A 17,801-nucleotide genomic window follows, 5' to 3' on the forward strand; every position below is an offset into this window, starting at 1 on the left:
GGGCCGCCCTCCTCAGCGTGGCTTCGAGCCCCCGACCACCCCGCCCGGTTGCCGCCACACCACCCGAACCCCCCGCGCCATTCCGCAGCCACCTGCGGCGCCGGGGTATCCGCGCGGTCATCCCATAACCGTCCGACCAAGTCGGCCACGCCTGCGGCCAGGCCGGCTCGGTGGCCGTCCGCCCGGCTACGACAACGAGGCATACAAGCAGCGCAACAGTGTCAAGCGGTGCGTCAACCGTCTCAAGCAGTGGCTCTCCTGGCCACACGGACCGACAAGCTCGCGATCGGCTACCAGGCCGTACTCCACCTCGCGGGCGTCCTCATCTGGAGCCGACGCTGAGCAAAGAGACAGAACCTAGGCGAACCAGTCGGGGTGGCGCGTGCGGAGATCGGCCATGGCCTCGACGAATGCGGTGAGGCTGGCCTCCAGCACGCTGTCGAACAGAGTGACCGTCCAGCCCTTGTAGCGGACCGTGGTGGTCACATGCTTCGTCTCCCCGCCGAATCCTCCTTGGTCCGTGCTGCCCGACCACCTCTCCCACTCGGTCGTTGAGGACACATCAAACTCCGACAGTTTTGGGTAGGGCACTCGGATCACCGTCCTGGAGTCCAGGACGCAGAGGTTCTCCGTCGTGAAGGCCACGGCCTGGTCCGGGTCCACGGCGCGTCCCGTTCTGACGTACCCCAGCAGTCGTTCCCACCCCAAGGGCATGCACCGCTCACGCAGCCGCGCGACCTTGCGGCCAGTCACGCCGTCGCACAGGATGATGTCCTGCTCCCTGAGCAGCAGGGTCAACGCAACCCCGAAGTCAGCGGGTTCGACACGATGACACTCGATGTGCGCGTCCACCTGCTCCCTGGCGTAGCCCATGCGTTTGTCGGACGCCATGGGGAAGTGCGGTGGCCGTACCGGTGTCGTGCGCCCGGGGTCGGACACCACTTCGAGGAGCCGGTCGAGGCCCGCGACGACGTGCTCGATGTCGTAACCGGACGCCTTGAGCGGAGTGAAGGGATACTTCGGCGGTGGTGCGGCAACGGTCGACGCTGCGGCGGTCGTACCGACCGATGCGACCGGAGCTGGACGGCTCGGTCTGGGGCCCGCCGGGTTGAAGGCCACCACGAGATCCCCGACCGCGCTGTTGACACTGCGTGTCGGGGTCTGGGCGGGCAAGATCCGGCCGACCCGTTCGGCCACATCCCGGTAGAACTCCTCGGCGCCGACCCGGCCGTCACCGTCCCGGTCACCCGTGCCGTCGCGCAGCGACTGCACCACAGCGGAGGTGAAGACCGACGGCTTGGCCCCCTCGCGGCTGCGTTCGCCGTCCTCGTAGCTGTACTGCAACGAGGTCGACGAGGTGATGATGAAGCGACCGCGGCCGCCGAGGTTGCCGGCCACGTCGACGGTGTGTTCACCCGCACGCGTTCGCATGCCTCTCACAAACGCGCCGCTGTAGCAGCAGTCGAGGAAGAGGACGATCTGCTGGGACCGACTCTCGTCCATGAGGTCGTTGAGGAAGTCGGCACCGACCGAACTGGCGGTCAGCACGTCCAGCTCCGTGTCCCGGGCGGCGAAGTGCAGCCGGCCTCGCGAGTCCTTGCGGCCGTGGCAGGAGAGATGGAGCAGCAGCAGGTCCTCGGGGGCGGCCCGGGTGAAGAAGCGCTGCACTCCGCGCGCCACTTCGTCGCGAGTCCGGTCTCTGAGAACATCGACCTCGAAGCCTCCGATCGCCTCGTTCCGCAGCACCTCGGACAGGGCAACCGCGTCCGCGTCCGCCCCCGGCAGGTGCGCGAGCCTGGGATCGTCGTAGCGCGAGGTGGTCACCACCAAGGCTCGCCTAGCCATGGTCGGAGGGCTCCGTCGGTGGGGCGGCGTCCCCGTTCTGTTCGATCGCGGTGAAGAAGCCCTGAATCGCCTCGCGTTGTTCCGCGCGACCGGTAGAGGTGAGCCTCAGTTCATGCGTGCCGAGCTTCATCTCGATGGAGCCGGAGTTGCGGCGCCGCAGCCAGTCCTGAAGCAGTCCGACCAGCGACCTCACCAGCGTCGGCGCCGTCCGAAGGGTGATCACTAGGGCCGCTGTCTCCCAGACCTCGGCCGACCGGGTGCCCACCGGCGCCGAACCCGCGGGCAGCGGTGCGACCCGGTGCAGCTCGAGACCCCCCAACTCCTCGGTCAACGCGGCCGTTTCGGCCTCGCTCATGCGTATCCCGGCCGACTCGTCGTGCCACAGCCGTACGGTCGCCTCGGCGAGACCCCCCTGACGGTCCACGTCCCGTCCCCCTCAACGCAGGTGCTAGAAGTACATGAAGGGTGACAGAGTGACATGAACGAGGCCGTCCTCGTGGCGGTTTCGCCGATCCCCGCCGATGCGATGGCCCCATCACCGCCGCCCGCCGCAGCGACGCCACCACCGCCCTGCGCCACCTCCACGAGACCCTCGCCACCGACCCTGGCCGGCAAGATCCCTTCCTGCGCCGCCACTACTCGACGACGAGCCAATGACCCACACCGTCCGCGACTTCGTCACCCTCGCCATCGACACCGCCCGCACCAAGCTGCCCGCCGGCGAACACCATTACGTCGACAACGCCATCGCCCTCCTCGCCGACCTCACCCCCTGAACACGTTGCCCCCGGCCCCGCCCTGCACCCCCAGTACGGGGCCGCCTGCCCCGACCGCGGCGCCAGCGCCATCCGGGGCGATTGCTTGTCCTGACCGAACGGCGCTTGCTGGCGTCATGTATGTGTGCGTTACGGCATGTCGCCAGGACCGCGGTCTTCAGCGCTTCGCCAGAACTCGCGCAGCGCGGTCACGAGCGCCTCGGGTGCCTCTTCGGCGATGTGGTGTCCGGAGGTGATCGGGCCACCCTCCAGTCGGTTGCCCGCCCAGTCGCGCCAGATACTCAGCACGTCGCCGTAGAGGTCGGCCATGTCGTCGTGGGTGGCCCACAGCACCTGCAGCGGGCAGTCGATACGCCGGCGGGCTTGCCGGTCGGCTTCATCGTGCTCCCGGTCGACACCAAGGCCGGCCCGATAGTCCTCGCACATGGCGTGCACGGTGGCCGGATCGTGGATGGCTCGTCGGTAGTCCTCGAATGCTTCCACACCCATCTGCTCGGCGTTGGCCTTGTACCAGGCGTCGGGATCAGCGTTGATGATGCGCTCGGCCGGCTTGTCGGTCTGTCCGAGGAAGAACCAGTGCCACCAGCTTGCGGCGAACGTCGCGTCGCAGCGTTGCAGCGCCTCCCAGATGGGTACAGCGTCCAGAACGCTGAGGGCGGACACGGACTCCGGGTGGTCCAGGGCGAGCCGTGTGGCCACGTACGCGCCCCGGTCGTGCCCCACGACCGCGAACCGGTCGTGCCCGAGACGACGCATGACCGCTAGACAGTCACCAGCCATGGCGCGCTTGGAGTACGGACTGTGCCGCTCGTCGGTCGGGGGCTTGTCGGACTCGCCGTAGCCCCGCAGATCCGGACAGACCACCGTGTGACCGGCCGCGGCCAGCAACGGGGCGACGCGGTGCCAAGTCGCATGTGTGCGCGGATGACCGTGCAAGAGCAGCACAGCCGATCCGCTGCCGCCATGACGCACCCGCAGGTGGGCGCCGTTCCCCTCGCACCGCACCAATTCGAAGCCGTCGAACACGTAGCCTCCCACGCCTCGGACATCGCGGCTCACGTGCCCCGAAGCGCACCGCCCACACGTCGGCACCCGGTGAACGGGCATGTGAAGGGGGATCGCACGCCCCCTGGCCGGTTCGAGCAGCATCAGGCTCGGCTCGCGGCTCGGCCGCGGGAGCGAGGGCCCTTCCGGATGCGCCGCCCGAACTCGCGGCAGAACTCCTGCTCTTCGCCAGGCAAGCCGTCGCCGCCGCGAAGGAGGCGGGCATCGCCCCGGCCGGTCGCGATGCCGTGTCTGTCGTCGACGCTGTCGTGGAACGCTTCGGCACCAAACTCGACCTGGAGCTACGGGAATGGACGGCCCGGCAATTCGCGGCGGGACACGACCCGCTCGTCGAGCGGTACTGACATCTGGTCTGGACTGTCAACGATCGGCAGGTGGTCCTTGGGCAGCTTCCCTTCCAACCCTGGATCGCAGACGTCCTGCGCCGCTCCCGGCCGGACCGGCAGAGCACTTCATGACCATCCCCAGGACGCGGCCGGCCTGCCATGCTGGGAGGGCCGTCATGGGGCAACGTCCGATGTCACGGTTTCGCAGGGGGAGAGGGAATCGGGAAGGGCATACATGGTGAATCGTGAGGCCACAGTGAAACCGGATGGACACGCGGTCGCCTGGGGCTGGTTTCTGGCTTGGCTCGCCGTAGGAGCATGCGCCGGAGCAGCACTGGCCGCTCTCCTGTCGGCGGGCGTCGTTCTGCTGCTTCTGGCCGCTGTCGCGGCGGGTCTCCTGCTGTGGCGGAGCCCCAGGAACGCGATGGCCGGGCTGTTGGCCGGTCCGGCCGCCCCGCTCTTCTACATCGCTTACCTGAACCGAAGCGGTCCGGGGACCGTCTGCCATACGACCGCCGACGGCCAGACATGCACGGATGAGTACGCTCCCGTCCCGTTTCTCGCCGGTGCCGTCATCCTCCTGTGCGCAGGCTTCCTGATCTTCGTCGTGCTCCATCGCAGGGACAAGGGAACCGGCTGATCGAGAAACGGGCGGACGGTGTGACCGTCGATCACCAGTCCTTTTCCGCCGTGGCCTTCGCCGGGCCGAGGACGTCGACGCGGCCGTGATCGCCGTATACGGAACTCCGCCAGTGGGCGAAGACGTCGGCGGTGCGGTCCGCCTCTTCCTGTTCCGCCACACCGTAGTAGACCCGCACGACCGCCTCGCCGCGGGCGCTGCCCGCGGGCACGCGGATCCGAACGCTCGTCACATGGATGGCAATGGCGGCATCCCCTTCCGGAACGATCGAGGCGAGGTACGCGCGCAATCACGGCGCATCGCAGCGGTTCGGACCGCTCGTCGGCGGGCTCCCGTCGTCCGTGCTGGTGTCGGGGAGGCTGCCCTGATCGTCGCAGGTGGTGTCGGGTAGCGTCCCGCGGCGAGGCCGACCGGTGCGCGGACTCCTTCGCCCTGGACGAGGTCGGGTGCGTGCTACCGTCCGCGGTGCGCGACCGGGCGCAGGACTCCCCCACCACGCCGGTGCCGGGCATCGCCCGCAGCGTTCTCCGGTGGAACCTCGGAGCCGGCCGAGGCCGAGGAGCCCGAGGAGGGCGACTCCCCCGAGGTCCTCGCTGCTCCGCGCAAGTCGGCGGACCCCCACGTCCACCTCGCCGTGATCGCCGCACGGCCGGGGGGCGACACCGCCCCTGTTCCAGCTGTCCACCTACGCGCCGGACCTGAAGTCGCAGGAGGTTATCTGGTCACTGGTCAAGTGCGACATCGGCAACCTCGCCGCCGCAGACCTCGGCCAGATAGATCACCAGGGCCGTGAAACACCGACTCAAGCAGATCCAATACCGCCCGGACCTGGTAGACGGCTGCCTCGCCGGTACCGGCCTGACCATGGACGGCTGCCGAACATCACGGATTCAAGTTCACTGGTCCAGCATCCGCACCACATTCGACACGACCGCTCGACCGTGGCCGAAGGCCTCCGCTGACGCGGCCTCCAGCGCGCCCGCACTCTGCGCGTCATACGCTGTACCGAGCCATTCGCACGCACGGCGGGCAACGAAATACGGCTCGAAGTCGTCCCGACGCCGACGCGGCGCGTCGCGCAGTGCGACGTACCAGACCTCGACCTGCTGCGAGCAGGAACCTTCGACCACGCCTGAGGGCCGTTCGGCGATCAGGACGGTATCCAACGGCAGCACCGGAGTCCGCTGGCCGTCCCGCTCGACGTCGGTGACGGTCAGCACCAGGTGGTCCAGGCCGCTGATCACGATCCCGGCTCGGGGGCGTACCGGGCCAGTTGCTCGGCGCAGGCGTTCCACGCGGGTGCGGACAGCAGATCGCGTGAGCGGGCGAACAGGCGGTACAGGGACGGCCCGTGAAGCTCGGCCAGCCCGAGGTTGTGGGCCAGTACGTCGAGCTCGTTGGCGGCCGTGATCTCCAAGATGGCGCGTACGTCAGCCTCGGCCGGAGTGTGTTCCCGGCCGGTGAAGCGGTCACGGAAGTCCACCGGAAGCCCGTTGCCAAGGCGGGGATAAACGGCCGACCGGTCGCAGCTCGCGTACAGGTACACCAGTGCCTCCGCGCGCTCGCCGATCAGTTCGGCGAGCGCCCCGCGCTCGGTGGTGCCCAGGAGCGACCCGTCGAATCCGTCCGTTCCGTAGGCGGCGTGGCACAGCCCCGCGAGCTGGACGTCAGGGTCGGCGCCCCAGGTGGAGAGCAGGTGGGCGACGCGGTGCAGGTGTTCCAGGAGCGTTCCGCCCGGATGGGCCGCCCGGGCGGCGCCGCGGGCGGACAGGATCTCCTCGGCCCGGAGCCATCGCGCCGGGGCGGGCCGCCCCATCAGGCCACCCGCTTTGCGGACTGTGCCACCTCGGCGACCAGTCGGGCGGTGGCCGGGATGGCGATGCCGTGGGCGGCTCCGGCACGTAGGACGGCTCCGCCGATGGCGTCGAGTTCGAGCGGACGGCCGGCCTCGGCGTCGCGCTGCATCGAGGACCTCATCGTCCCGGGGACGCGGTCGAAGAAGGAGAGCAGCCCCTCGGCGGTCACCGGCGCGCCGGCGGCGCGGGCTACGGCCTCGATCTCGTCGAGGACGGTGAGCAGTTCGGGCCGGTGCCGATCACGGACGGCACCGACGTCGACCTGGTGGCGGGTGGTCAGCAGGGCGAACGGCGCGAGGAAGGCCAGCTTGTCCCAGAGCATCGCGCTCTCGTCCTCGCGTACGGTCACGCCCAGACCGGCCTGCCGCAGCATTTCCACGAAGTCGTCCACGGGGGCGGCGAGTTCGAGGTCGGCGAACGGGCTGGAGTGGGTGATGCGGCCGGGCGCCGTGCGGGTGGCCTCGACCCGGATGGTGCCTGCGACGACCCGGGCAGAGGGGAAGCGCTCGCGGAGCACGGCGAGATGGTCGAGGCCGTTGAGCAGCGGAACCACGACCGCCGTGCCGAGCCCCTCGGCAGGGATGCGGTCGAGCGCCTCGGCGAGCGCGGTCTGCTTGACCGTCACGAAGACGGCGTCCACCGGCTCGCGCAACTCGGTGTCGGACTCCACCGCCGCGGTGAAGTCCCCGTAACGCTTGCTGTCGACGCGCAGGCCGTCCTGGCGCAGCACGGCGACGGTCTGTTCCCCCGCCAGGCAGACGACGCGGTGTCCAGCACGGGCGAGCAGCGCGCCGACCAGGCCGCCGACGCCGCCTGGGCCGAGTACCGCCACGGTCGTCCTGGTTGTGCTCATGTGTGCTCCTGTCCGGGAAACCAATGAGTCGAGAGGTCGGGCGGCCGGGCCGGGAAGCCGTCGGGCCCGTGGCGGGTCGGCACCCGCCCACGTCAGGACCGCGTCCGGATCGCGGAAGAGACGGCGGGCGGGTTGCCGCCCTGGGCCCGGAACCATGGTCAAACCTGGCTGTATCCAAGTCAATCCACGGGTTTGCTGGGGAACACCCCAGCTTAAGCTTGGGTCCGTGACACTTGACGATCTCCGTGTCTTTGCCGCGGTCTGCCGAACCGGTTCGCTCAGCGGTGCCGCCCGTGACCTGGGCTGTACGCAGTCGGCCGTCAGCCAGCACGTGAAGCGACTCGAGCGGGAGCTGGGACTCAGCCTGCTCGAACGCCACCCGCGCGGGACTGCGCCGACCCCGGCAGGGCGGCTGCTGCACACGGCGGTGACCGAGGGCCTGGGGTGTATCGACCAGGCCGTGCGCCGGATCGAGGAACTCGCCCGTGCGGAGGGCGGATCGGTGCGCGTCACCACCGGTGCCACGACCGTCCGCCACTTCATGGCCGCCGCCGTGGTCGACTTCCGCCGGCGCTTCCCGCGAGCCAGCCTCGAATTCCAGACCGAGACCTCCAGCCGCGGCTGCTTCGACGCGCTCGCCGTCGGTGCGGTGGACCTCGCCTGGATCACCCTGCGGCCGGCGGGCAGCGCCGTGGAGCAACGCCCCGTCGTCCACCTGTCCTGGTCGCTCGCCGTCGCGGCCGGCGACCCGCTGGCCGACAAGCCCTTCATCGAACCCGCCGACCTGCAGGATGCCCGACTCATCGGCCTGCCCGAGAACTCGACCGCGCGTATCCAGCTCGGCTCGCGGCTCGCCGAATCGGGCATCCGGCCGATCTTCGACACGAGCGTCACCGACTGGGACACCGCGATCCTGCTGGCCGAACTCGGGCTCGGTCACGCGGTCGTTCCGACCCTGCCCGAGTGGACCGGCCCCGGCCACCCCGACCTGCGGCTGATCCCGATCCCAGCCCTCCCCGCGCTCACCGCGGGCTGGGCCGTCCGCCGCTGGGACGCTCTCTCCCCACTGGCCCGCGCCTTCGCCGACACGGTCGCCGACCACTGCGCCCGCCAGGCGGGCAAGTGAAGCCGCGCCATCGTGTGATCACAGCTTCGCTGGTGCGCCTTCTGGAAGACGTCGGAACGAGCCCGGGGCGCCAGCCGTCGATCTTCTCTGCCGGGCGCTCCTTGGTTTCTCGGTCGGTCGACGGTGGCGGCGGGAGCGGTCGGCTTGGCCCGGCGGCTAACGTGACCTGCCGGTATGCCGCGGCTTCCCGGGAAGCAACACGCTGAGCGGCGCCTCGCCACACCTGATCAATGCGTGCAAGTGGACTGTGAGATGCCGAGCGCATCGCGGCCTGCGGCACGCTGATCGTGGCCGGCCAGCTGCGAATCTCATCGAGCCTAGGGCACTGCTTCTCCGTTACGGCTACCTGTTCATGAGGCAGAGGCCAGGGGGAATCAAGAGCCAGCCGGCAGCTGGTGCCCGGTTCAGACGACCGTCAGGACGATCTTGCCGGTGGTACGGCCCTGCTCGCCGATCTCGTGGGCCTTGGCCGCCTCCGCCAGCGGCAGGACCGTGTCGATGACCGGCTTCAGCGCGCCCCGCTCCACCAGGGCGGTGATCTCTCGCAGGCCGAGGTGATCGGGTTCGACCAGCATCCACACCGCACGGACGCCGTCCGGGGCGGCGGGGACGTCGTCGGGGCCGGGCAGGGTGACCAGTCGGCCACCTGCCTTGAGGACCTTCAGGGACCGTTCGGCGCTCTCGCCCCCGAGTCCGTCCAGCACCACGTCGACGTCGCCCACCACGTCCTCGAACCGCACCGTGCGGTAGTCGATCACCTCGTCGGCGCCCAGCGCCCTCACCAGGTCGTGCTTGCCGGCGCTGGCCGTGCCGATCACGTACGCACCGCGAGCCTTCGCGATCTGCACCGCGAGGTGCCCCACCCCGCCGGCCGCCGCGTGCACCAGTACCCGCTCGCCGGGGCGCACCTCGGCGGTGTCCACCAGGGCCTGCCAGGCGGTGAGCGCGGCCAGCGGCAGCGCCGCCGCCTCCACGTGGGTGAGCCCGGTCGGCTTGGGCGCGAAGTGGCGAGCCGGTGCGACGACGTACTCGGCGTAGCCGCCTGCCTGGCGCGGGAACAGCGGCATGCCGAAGACCTCGTCACCGGGACGGAACAGGCCCACCCCGGGTCCAACGGCCTCGACGGTGCCGGAGACGTCCCAGCCGACCGCCGGGACGGTGCTCCAGTCGATCAGGGCGCCGCCGGCGCGGGTCTTCCAGTCCACCGGGTTCACTCCGGCCGCGTGCACCCGTACCAGGACCTCGTTCAGGCCCGGCTCGGGGCGTTCGACGTCCCTCTCGATGAGGTTCTCGGGTCCGCCCCACTGCTCAACGATCACCGCGCGCATGCTGTCTGCCTCGTCTTTCTTCGGGATCGGCTCTGATCGGTCAGAGCCGATACGACCGGTTCGTTCGGTCGCCGCCACAGGGTTCTTCCGTGGCGACGCAGTCCACGATCGGGCACCGAGGTCGCCGACGGTGTTGGCCGTCTGGCCACTATGTGACAGGATCTGGCCATGAGTGAATCGCGGGAGACGGTCGTCGGCGACGGGCGGGAGCGGCAGGACGAGCCGCGCTCGTCGTGCGTGCCCGAGCGGGTGGCGGGGATACCGGGGCGGCCCGCGTCGGCGGCGCGGCGGCACCGGATCGCGGTACTCGCCCTGCCCGGTGTGCCGCCCTTCGAGCTCGGGATCCCTTCCCGGGTCTTCGGCAGCGTGGCGGACGCCGAGGGCCGCCCGCTGTACGAGGTCACCGTCTGCACCGCCGACGGCGCGCCCGTGCTCAGCGACGCCGGGTTCAGCGTGCAGCCCGCGGCAGGTCCCGAGGCGCTGGCCGCCGCTGACACCGTGATCGTGCCGCCTACGCACGCCATGCCCGAGCTGGGCCGCGGCGGCCCGCTGCCCCCGGCGGTCATCGCCGCCATCGCCGGTATCCGGCCCGGCACCCGGCTGGTGTCCATCTGCACCGGCTCCTACGTCCTGGCCGCCGCCGGGCTGCTCGACGGTCGCCCCGCGACCACCCACTGGAACCTGGCCCCGGAGTTCCGCCGGGCCTACCCCCGCGTCAAGGTCGACGAGGACGTCCTGTTCGTCGACGACGGCGACGTGCTCACCTCCGCGGGCGTGGCGGCCGGCGTCGACCTGTGCCTGCACATGATCCGCCGCGACCACGGCGCCGCCGCGGCCAACCGGGCCGCACGCATGTGCGTCGTCCCGCCCTGGCGGGACGGCGGGCAGGCCCAGTACATCGACCGACCGGTCCCCGAGCCCACCGTCGCCAGCACCACCGCCACCCGGGCCTGGGCACTGGAGCACCTCGGCGAGCCGCTGCCCCTCACCCAGCTCGCCGAGCACGCCCGGATGAGCCTGCGCTCCTTCACCCGCCGCTTCCGAGACGAGGTCGGCATGACCCCCGTGCAGTGGCTCACCGCTCAACGCCTCGAACTGGCGAAGCAGTTGCTGGAAACCACCGACCTGCCCATCGATCTGGTCGCGCACCGGGCCGGCTTCGGCTCCGCGAACTCCCTGCGCGCGCACATGCGTACGGCCTTCGGCGTCTCCCCCGCCGCCTACCGCCGTACCTTCAGCCCCCACGACCTGGCCCCCGCCGGTCCATGACCGCGCACCGCCACGCCTTGCGGCTACCCGCAGCCCGCGACCGGCCTTCCGCCTCTCGGCAGCCACTGTGACCCGCCTGCCTCCCGCCTGACATCGGCCGACGGCCACCGGCTGGCGCCAAGGTCGGTCAGCGCTCCCCGATCACGTTGCCGGGAAGGGGCATTGCGTCGACGCGGCACGCCACACCATCGGCAACGGAGCGCCGGTTGGCCGACCGCGCCGTCTCTCCACCGCCTCCGCGAGCAGTCTCCTACCGGTCGGCCCAGTGGCGCTCGTACCGAAGGAGTGTGCATGCCGAGCGCGCGCCGATCCCGCCCCCCTGTCACACGGGCCCGCTCCGCGCAGGGCGCCGGGCCGGGGCGGCAAGTACCGCCCCGGCCTGTCGTTGCTCGCGTCAGTGTCCGATCGGCGGTAGGAGGGACAAGATCTTGCTGCCGTCCCTGGCGATCAGCACATCCTGGTAGAGGAGGAGTTGGGGCTCGTCCGCGAAGCCGATCTTCGACTTGCCGGTGTCGATTCGACCGTGCCAGAGCTGCTTGCCCGTGCGCAGGTCAAGGCCGGACAGGTCCCCGGTCGGGCTGAAGAAGTACACGATCGCCTGCCTCGCCGACACCACGGGAGGCGCGAGCAATGCCCCCGTGTCCTTCCCTGGCACCCTGACGCCCACCGGGCCCGCCCACAGAGTCTTTCCGGTCGTCAGCGAGTAGGCGGTTGCCTGGCCCGTCCAGGACAGGGAGATCAAACGATCACCGGCGACGGTCCGGGTGGCGATGTGCCCCTTGACCTGGCCGGGCAGTGACGTGCGCGCCCCGGAGCCGCTGACGCTCGTCAGCTGATATTCGTCGCCTGCCGTGTCCTCGACTCCGGCCAGAACCATCCGGTCGTCCGAGGTCCCGAGCAGCTGCTGCCTGCCGGGCAGGGTGGTGACCTTGTGGGTCTCGCCGGTGCCGGGATCGAGACGGAAGACATCGGTGTCGTGCACCGCCTCGGTGTCCTGTGAGCACAGGAGGTAGGGCACACCGCTCAGCACGGCCCGCTGGCATACATCGTCCTTGGCCCAGGTGTGCTGCCACTTCACTTCACCGGTACGGGAATCGAGAGCCGACATCGTCCGCAGAGACGGGGTGTTCGCCCACACCGCGCCGTCGATGAGCATGGCGGCCTGGCCGGTACGGTCGTCCTGCGGCATCTCCACCGACCACAGCCGCTTGCCGGTGGCGGCGTTGACAGCCATCACATCGGTTCCGCCGGCGTAGTCCCCGTTGGGCAGGTGCTTCGCCGTGTGGTTGCGGTAGGCGTAGACGACGCCGTCGCGCACGGCGAACGGGTGGTCGTTCCCGTCGCCATCGCCGTTGACCTTGACGGTCCACAGCCGCTCGCCGGTGTTGGCGTCCACCTTTACAACATCGTATTTCCGCCCGCCGCAGTACAGTGCGGAGCCGTCCGCCAGACAACCCCGCTCGCTGACTCCAGCCACGTTGTCGTGCCATGGGTGCCAGCCTTCGGGTGACGCCGCCGGCAGCACAGGCTTGCCGCCTTCTGCCGCACCGCCGCCCCCAAGGCCGAGCATGGCCCCCGCAGCGATCGCGGCCACGGCCGCCGCAGCCCCGGCGGCTTGCGAGAGCCGACGCCGACTGCGCCGTCGTACCACCTGCTGCGCCAGGTCCCCCGGCGCCCGCACCCGGTCAAGGGCGACAGCGTGCAGCGTCTCCCGGACCTTCTCCTCCACCCGGGGCGTCGTCATCCCTGCATCTCCTTCGCCGTGTAGCTGAGCGGTCGCAGTTGCTCCGCGGGCCCGTCCGGCTCGAGCTCCGGTACGAGCGCCCGGAGCTTCGCGAGCGACCGGTGCGCCGTGCTGCGCACCGTGCCCACCGGGATGCCGAGGAGCGCCGCGACCTCGGCCTCCGGCAAGTCCTCGAAGTACCGCAGTACGACTACGGCTCGCTGGCGCTTCGACAGCCGGCCCAGCGCCGCCCACAACGCGATCCGCAGCTCCAGGTCCGCCCCGCTGCCCGCCTCCGTGCCGGGCTCGGGCAGCACCGGCACCATGGTCTCGGCGTGGTGACCGCGCAGCCGCCAGCGGTTGACCTGCTGGCGGTACATGATCTTGCGGACATACGCTTCGGGCTGTTCGATGCGGGCCCAACGCCCGTAGGCCTTCATCAGCGCGATCTGCAGCAGATCCTCCGCAGCGTGCCGGTCCCCGCCGGTCAGCAGGACCGCGAGTCGCAGCAGCGCGGTGGAGCGCATCGCTACGAACTCCCGGAATTCATCATGGCTCGAGGCCTCCATCGACCCTCCCCTTCTGTACGACCACCACGACGCGGTGAGTCACCCGTGGCTATCCCTCAGCGGGCGAGATTGTGTGTTCCTACCAGTCGGCGACAGCCCTGGGGCCGACATCGGCCCCGCGACAGACGTCGTTCACGACAACCGACAGCACCTGCGCACGAGTTGTGGAGCATGAGCGCAGTCGTTGTGGGTGCAGGCCGTAACCGTGGAAGACAGCGGCCGTCCCCGCGTGCCGGAGGCAAGGTGGATTGCGCAGGCCAGCTCAACTCGTGAGCATCCGATGGTCGGGAAGGCGCCTCCGACGCTCAAACGCGATCATGGCGCTGTCACCGGCTCTGAACACCGGCAACTCGCGGAACCGGACACGAGCTGGGACACACGAGGGCGGCGGGGGCGCGGGCGGGGCACGCCCCCGAGGGGGAGGCGTCAGTCCTTCAGCAACTCGTCGCGTACCGGCATCCAGTCAAGGGCGGAGCGGATGCCGTCCTCCAGGGACAGCTTCGGTGTCCAGCCCAGCAGTTCGGCCGCCCGGTCGCTCTTGGTGTAGCTGCCGGCGACGTCACCGGGGCGCCTGACGGTGTCGACGGTGGCCAGGGGTGTGCTGACGACGTTGTTGAACGCGGCGCACAGCTCCTTGACCGTGGTGCCCGAGCCGGTGCCCAGGTTGATCGCGATGGAGCGCCGCGGGCCGGCGACGACGGAGTCGAAACGCTGGATCGCCGCGATGTGGGCGGCGGCGAGGTCCCAGACGTGCACGTAGTCCCTGATGCCCGAGCCGTCGCGGGTGGGGTAGTCGGTCCCGGTGACGGGGAACGGCCGCCCTTCTTGGTGAGCCTGGATGAGCACGCCCAGGGCATGGCTGGGACGCTTGAGCTGCAGACCGGTACGCAGCTCGGGGTCGGCGCCGATCGGGTTGAAATAGCGCAGTGACAGCACGCGCGGCCCCGCCAGGGCGATGTCGGCGAACATCTCCTCGCACACCGCCTTCGTCCTCGCGTACGGGCTCTGCGGCGCCAGCGGCGAGTCCTCGTCGACCGCTGAACCGTCATCGGACTGGTAGATGGAGGCCGAACTGCTGAAGATGAGCCGGTCGCAGCCGTTGCGGTGCAAGTGGCTGACGAATGCGAGGCTCTTGGCCACGTTCGCCTCGTAGTAGCCGATCGGGTCCGCGACCGATTCGGGCACCACGATCAGCGCCGCGCAGTGCACCACGGCGGCGATCTCCGGGTGGTCGGAGAAGATCCGGTCGACCAGGGTCCCGTCCGCGATGTCACCCTCGTAGAAGGTACGGCCCTCGGTGAACTCGCGGCGGCCCCGGATCAGGTTGTCCAGGATCACGGGCGTGATACCCGCGTCCAGACAGGCCGAAGCGACCGTACTGCCGATGTACCCGGCTCCCCCTGCGATGAGGACTTTGACCACGACGTCTTCTCTCCCAGCCTTGTTGCAGCCCCAATGGGCGAGCGGCGGCTAGGTTAGCCGAGAGGCCGGGCGGGAGGGGGCCGCAGCCCGGCCGCCCCGGCATCAGTACCGGTGCTGATGCCCGTACCGGTTCTGACAGCGGGCCTCATCACGCACTCACGTCCAGTTCAGCACCAGCTGAGCGGGCATCCCGCCGGGCGAGGAGGCTCGCGCCGTGTCAGACCCACCGGGCAGGCCCCGCCTTCCGGATTCGAGCGGCGGGGACGATCAGTGCCAGGCAGCATCGAATCGGCTGACGATCTGTCGGAGCTCGCGGGCGGTTCCAGGTGACAGAGCCTGCATCACCATGTCCAGGAGGGCTCGGGCTTCGAACGGATCACCGCAGCAGTACCAGTGCACGTTGCCGCGCTCGTGATCGTCCCACAACTGGCCTTCAGGGCGGCGGGCGTAGTCCTTCCACAAGCGCATGGCCGCGCTGACGTTCCCTGGCCGCAGGTAGTTGCGGGTGCTTTCGAGACGCAGGATCTCGGACCGTGCACGCGACGACAGGCCTTCTATGTCAGGCCTTGCTCCTTGTGCCCGGTGGCGAGCAATGGCCGTCCGGATCCTCCTTGGCCGTCTACGCGGCATGGGCCTTTCGGTTCGTCGTCATGTCGCACATCGTGCCACGAACTCGAACACGGTCGAACGGCTTGGCTCGCCTGCGGATTCGGCGGACACCGTCGACGCGTTGAACACCCCGTACGCAGGGCAGCAGCCCGGCCGCCGGTGACCGTCCGAGCCTTCCGATGCTGGGCTTCCGGCCCGGGTGATCCACTCCTTCATCGCTCGGTGGTACTCCATCGCGGCGGATCCTGCTTCAATCCTGAGACTGGAGAGATGTTGCGGGGTGACGCTCACCCTCGCTTTGGCCTGCGGCCATGCCCTCGACGGGGCACTCGGCACGGCAGGCTCGACACAGACGCGACAGGCACTGGAGCCTGTCTGGCGGTCAGGTATGAGGCGGCGTTGTGTGACGACTGCACAGCGCTCGACGTCGGTGGGTGTCCGAAGGGCAAACTCAGAGGAGGCGCCAGTGCCAGCACCACGGAGTCCAGTGGCCGGCCGGCCTCTGCTCGCGCCCCGTCGCACGCTTGATGACGACTTGCTGATCGCCGAAGACGTGCACCTCGTCACCGGGGGCGAGCAGCAAGGGACGGTCCAGCACGTAGATCGCATCTGAATCGAACCGCAGCTCGTTCAGAATCATCGCTCTGTCTGCCGTTACCGGCTCACCCTGCAGCCTCATGGAAACAGGATGGCGCACCCGAGTCGGTTGAGCACCGCCTGACAAGTTCGATCGAGCCGCTGTGGACTCGGCGTCTTGGATGTCAGGCGTCGGTCTCATGGCTGTGACCGACGCGTGCTCGTCCCACGTCTCGACTCACCTTGTGTGTCGTGGACGGACCTGGCGTCCACGGACTCGTCGTCCCCGCTGTCGGAGCGCCGGTAGCCGGCGGGACGGGCGGCGGCACGGCACCCGGCGGTACGGGTGACTGGTGCGCGGATGTGGAGCAAGCCGGCAGAGCACTCGTTCTGTCTCTGGACCAGCTTTCCAGAGGTGTTGGACTGGTCCGCCCTGCTGTTCTTGGGCAGCGCGCAAGGTGGGTTCATGCCTGCGCTTGCCGGATGGTGGAGCGTCGTACTGGCGAAGCCGCCATCGCACGGATTGGGCGAGACGGGAATCCGGTTGGCCACCTCGCCGGCAGCGATTCTAGGGTCAGTGGGATGAGCAGCCGCCCTGGCCCAGGCTGTAGTCGTAGGTGTCGCCGCCGATGTAGTCGGCACCAGCCCGGAGGCCAGGGTGAACTGGGCTGCCTCGCAGCAGGTCGGCGACGGCTTCGGTCTCCTCAAGGAGGCGCCGGCCCGCAGCACCTGGTCGTACCGGCTCTCGGGCAGCCTGATCCGCTGCGCCTGGCCGAGCGGCTCCGCGGCCGTGCCGGCCCGGGTCAGACGTACGACCTCTTGCCCGACCACGTCGACGAACAGGAACGACACGTCGTTCCCGTCGAACCGCTTTTCCAGATTCCGGGCCACTGCATCCACCGACCTCACGTGCGCCGCGTCCTCCGGGGCCCCCGAACCTCGTCCAGGCCCAAGCCTTCGCGCACTCCGGTCACCTCCCGGTCAGTCCCTCCCGGGTGCCCGCGCCTGCCCATCGACTCACGTAGGCGTCGGTCAGCACTCCGACCTGCGACGTGGCGGACGGCGGCTGTTCTGCATCGGAGCGTGTGCCCTCGGACGCCCAGGGACACCCCGCGTCCCCCTCCGGAAAAGCAGAGGAACCAGCACTCCGTGGTGCGGAGACTGAGCACATGACGCGTTTGAGTGAACTACCTCATCTGGTCTGGCCCACGGCGGCGGTACGCGAGTCGTACCTCGCCGGCGAGCGAGCCGATTGCCTGGCCGAAGGGAGACCCACCGACTGGCTGGGACCGGCAGGTGACGACTTCGCTGCCTTCGTCGCACAGCGTCGCGGCGTGCAGATCCGCTGGAACGTGCCTACCACCATATTTTGGTATGTCTCGGGCGAGCACTACCTCGGCACGCTCGTCGTACGCCATCGCCTGACGCCGGAACTCGCCGAGGCGGGCGGCCACGTGGGGTACCACGTCGTCACGCCTTGGCGTCGGCAAGGGCACGCGACGAGGATGCTCGCAGCCGGACTGGCGGAGTGCCTCAGCCTCGGTCTTGAACGGGTTCTCCTGACCTGTGCCTCTGACAACGAGGCCTCGCGCCGCGTCATCCAGGCCAACGGCGGTGTGCACGACGGCCAGGCGCACGGTGAAGACCGGTTCTGGATCACCGTTTCGCCGTCGTGAACCCCCGGTACACCGATGCTTCGGGCCACTGAGTCGCCCAGCCGGTTCAACTGGTTCAACTGGTTCCGATGGTTCAACTGCTCCCGGCTGTGACCGCCCGGGACGAGTGATGACGGCCCGGCTCGCACGCCCGCACGCCCCT

18 protein-coding genes and 2 pseudogenes are annotated in these 17,801 nt (G+C 69.7%); 7 read left to right on the top strand and 13 right to left on the bottom strand.

The genetic code is table 11. The features are described 5' to 3' along the window. A pseudogene (locus V7E45_RS28940) lies at positions 1-342 on the top strand (IS5/IS1182 family transposase); the annotation flags it as partial. A 15-nt stretch (positions 343-357) separates the two neighbouring features. Here V7E45_RS28940 and V7E45_RS28945 read toward each other — a convergent pair. After that, the gene (locus V7E45_RS28945) at positions 358-1,845 is read right to left on the bottom strand and encodes a caspase family protein (protein WP_333777150.1); all 1,488 of its coding nucleotides are present in this window, start codon (positions 1,843-1,845) and stop codon (positions 358-360) included. Beyond that, positions 1,838-2,269: a hypothetical protein gene (locus V7E45_RS28950; RefSeq protein WP_333777151.1), complete on the bottom strand. Its 432-nt coding sequence runs from the start codon at positions 2,267-2,269 to the stop codon at positions 1,838-1,840. The genes V7E45_RS28945 and V7E45_RS28950 overlap by 8 nt, the downstream gene beginning before the upstream one ends. A 229-nt stretch (positions 2,270-2,498) precedes the next feature. On the opposite strand from V7E45_RS28950, the gene V7E45_RS28955 reads away from it, so the two are divergent. Next, a complete protein-coding gene (locus tag V7E45_RS28955; RefSeq protein ID WP_333777152.1) occupies positions 2,499-2,621 on the top strand; it encodes a hypothetical protein in 123 nt (40 codons plus the stop codon). A gap of 129 nt (positions 2,622-2,750) precedes the next feature. Here V7E45_RS28955 and V7E45_RS28960 read toward each other — a convergent pair whose 3' ends face one another. Continuing rightward, positions 2,751-3,647, bottom strand: a complete 897-nt coding sequence (locus tag V7E45_RS28960; protein ID WP_333777153.1) for an alpha/beta fold hydrolase — start codon at positions 3,645-3,647, stop codon at positions 2,751-2,753. A 600-nt stretch (positions 3,648-4,247) separates the two neighbouring features. Between V7E45_RS28960 and V7E45_RS28965 the strand changes: the two genes are divergently transcribed. After that, positions 4,248-4,652, top strand: a complete 405-nt coding sequence (locus V7E45_RS28965; RefSeq protein WP_333777154.1) for a hypothetical protein — start codon at positions 4,248-4,250, stop codon at positions 4,650-4,652. 31 nt (positions 4,653-4,683) lie between these two features. Here the strand turns inward: V7E45_RS28965 and V7E45_RS28970 are convergent, their stop codons facing one another. After that, positions 4,684-4,941 (bottom strand): hypothetical protein, encoded by a 258-nt coding sequence (locus V7E45_RS28970; RefSeq protein WP_333777155.1) that lies wholly within the window; start codon positions 4,939-4,941, stop codon positions 4,684-4,686. Between the two features lie 379 nt (positions 4,942-5,320). Between V7E45_RS28970 and V7E45_RS40725 the strand changes: the two are divergent. Further along, a pseudogene (locus V7E45_RS40725) lies at positions 5,321-5,525 on the top strand (IS630 family transposase); the annotation flags it as partial. Between the two features lie 23 nt (positions 5,526-5,548). Here the strand turns inward: V7E45_RS40725 and V7E45_RS28975 are convergent. Genes V7E45_RS28975 through V7E45_RS28985 form a run of 3 tightly spaced genes read right to left on the bottom strand, consistent with a single transcriptional unit; the run spans position 5,549 to position 7,361 of the window. Further along, entirely contained in the window at positions 5,549-5,896 is a 348-nt protein-coding gene (locus tag V7E45_RS28975) for a hypothetical protein (protein WP_333777156.1), read from the bottom strand. After that, entirely contained in the window at positions 5,893-6,468 is a 576-nt protein-coding gene (locus tag V7E45_RS28980; protein ID WP_333777157.1) for a DUF6817 domain-containing protein, read from the bottom strand. Before V7E45_RS28980 ends, V7E45_RS28975 begins: the two co-directional genes overlap by 4 nt. Beyond that, positions 6,468-7,361, bottom strand: a complete 894-nt coding sequence (locus V7E45_RS28985; RefSeq protein ID WP_333777158.1) for a ketopantoate reductase family protein — start codon at positions 7,359-7,361, stop codon at positions 6,468-6,470. The genes V7E45_RS28980 and V7E45_RS28985 overlap by 1 nt, the downstream gene beginning before the upstream one ends. A 226-nt stretch (positions 7,362-7,587) precedes the next feature. Between V7E45_RS28985 and V7E45_RS28990 the strand changes: the two genes are divergently transcribed. Next, the gene (locus V7E45_RS28990; protein ID WP_333777159.1) at positions 7,588-8,487 is read left to right on the top strand and encodes a LysR family transcriptional regulator; all 900 of its coding nucleotides are present in this window, start codon (positions 7,588-7,590) and stop codon (positions 8,485-8,487) included. A 404-nt stretch (positions 8,488-8,891) separates the two neighbouring features. On the opposite strand, the gene V7E45_RS28995 is transcribed toward V7E45_RS28990, so the two are convergent. Then, positions 8,892-9,815, bottom strand: coding sequence for an NADP-dependent oxidoreductase (locus V7E45_RS28995; RefSeq protein WP_333777160.1), 924 nt, complete (start codon positions 9,813-9,815; stop codon positions 8,892-8,894). Positions 9,816-9,983: 168 nt separating this feature from the next. Here V7E45_RS28995 and V7E45_RS29000 point away from each other — a divergent pair, with 168 nt between their 5' ends. Continuing rightward, entirely contained in the window at positions 9,984-11,084 is a 1,101-nt protein-coding gene (locus V7E45_RS29000; protein WP_333777161.1) for a GlxA family transcriptional regulator, read from the top strand. Between the two features lie 394 nt (positions 11,085-11,478). Here the strand turns inward: V7E45_RS29000 and V7E45_RS29005 are convergent, their stop codons facing one another. The 5 genes from V7E45_RS29005 to V7E45_RS29025 form a co-directional block, all read right to left on the bottom strand. After that, on the bottom strand, positions 11,479-12,813 hold the full coding sequence (locus V7E45_RS29005) for an outer membrane protein assembly factor BamB family protein (RefSeq protein WP_333777162.1): 1,335 nt from the start codon (positions 12,811-12,813) through the stop codon (positions 11,479-11,481). A gap of 11 nt (positions 12,814-12,824) precedes the next feature. Beyond that, positions 12,825-13,376: a SigE family RNA polymerase sigma factor gene (locus V7E45_RS29010; RefSeq protein WP_333777163.1), complete on the bottom strand. Its 552-nt coding sequence runs from the start codon at positions 13,374-13,376 to the stop codon at positions 12,825-12,827. 426 nt (positions 13,377-13,802) lie between these two features. Further along, entirely contained in the window at positions 13,803-14,798 is a 996-nt protein-coding gene (gene galE, locus V7E45_RS29015) for a UDP-glucose 4-epimerase GalE (RefSeq protein WP_333777164.1), read from the bottom strand. A gap of 267 nt (positions 14,799-15,065) precedes the next feature. After that, positions 15,066-15,266, bottom strand: a complete 201-nt coding sequence (locus V7E45_RS29020) for a hypothetical protein (RefSeq protein WP_333777165.1) — start codon at positions 15,264-15,266, stop codon at positions 15,066-15,068. A gap of 592 nt (positions 15,267-15,858) precedes the next feature. Then, on the bottom strand, positions 15,859-16,086 hold the full coding sequence (locus tag V7E45_RS29025; RefSeq protein ID WP_333777166.1) for a hypothetical protein: 228 nt from the start codon (positions 16,084-16,086) through the stop codon (positions 15,859-15,861). Between the two features lie 1,066 nt (positions 16,087-17,152). Here V7E45_RS29025 and V7E45_RS29030 point away from each other — a divergent pair. Beyond that, complete coding sequence (locus V7E45_RS29030; protein ID WP_333777167.1) at positions 17,153-17,659, top strand: GNAT family N-acetyltransferase; 507 nt, start codon at positions 17,153-17,155, stop codon at positions 17,657-17,659. The last annotated feature ends 142 nt before the right edge of the window (positions 17,660-17,801 follow it).

It is taken from the genome of Streptomyces sp. IBSBF 3136, from assembly GCF_036815105.1.
Lineage (GTDB): Bacteria > Actinomycetota > Actinomycetes > Streptomycetales > Streptomycetaceae > Streptomyces.

Excerpts from the sequence above, each read along its gene's own strand:
- V7E45_RS29010 (WP_333777163.1), bottom strand. The coding sequence starts at position 13,376 with ATGGAGGCCTCGAGCCATGATGAATTCCGGGAGTTCGTAGCGATGCGC.
- V7E45_RS28995 (WP_333777160.1), bottom strand. The coding sequence starts at position 9,815 with ATGCGCGCGGTGATCGTTGAGCAGTGGGGCGGACCCGAGAACCTCATC.
- V7E45_RS28980 (WP_333777157.1), bottom strand. The coding sequence starts at position 6,468 with ATGGGGCGGCCCGCCCCGGCGCGATGGCTCCGGGCCGAGGAGATCCTG.
- V7E45_RS29000 (WP_333777161.1), top strand. The coding sequence starts at position 9,984 with ATGAGTGAATCGCGGGAGACGGTCGTCGGCGACGGGCGGGAGCGGCAG.
- V7E45_RS28945 (WP_333777150.1), bottom strand. The coding sequence starts at position 1,845 with ATGGCTAGGCGAGCCTTGGTGGTGACCACCTCGCGCTACGACGATCCC.
- V7E45_RS29020 (WP_333777165.1), bottom strand. The coding sequence starts at position 15,266 with ATGCGCTTGTGGAAGGACTACGCCCGCCGCCCTGAAGGCCAGTTGTGG.
- V7E45_RS29030 (WP_333777167.1), top strand. The coding sequence starts at position 17,153 with ATGACGCGTTTGAGTGAACTACCTCATCTGGTCTGGCCCACGGCGGCG.
- V7E45_RS29025 (WP_333777166.1), bottom strand. The coding sequence starts at position 16,086 with ATGAGGCTGCAGGGTGAGCCGGTAACGGCAGACAGAGCGATGATTCTG.
- V7E45_RS28985 (WP_333777158.1), bottom strand. The coding sequence starts at position 7,361 with ATGAGCACAACCAGGACGACCGTGGCGGTACTCGGCCCAGGCGGCGTC.
- V7E45_RS28955 (WP_333777152.1), top strand. The coding sequence starts at position 2,499 with ATGACCCACACCGTCCGCGACTTCGTCACCCTCGCCATCGACACCGCC.
- V7E45_RS28965 (WP_333777154.1), top strand. The coding sequence starts at position 4,248 with ATGGTGAATCGTGAGGCCACAGTGAAACCGGATGGACACGCGGTCGCC.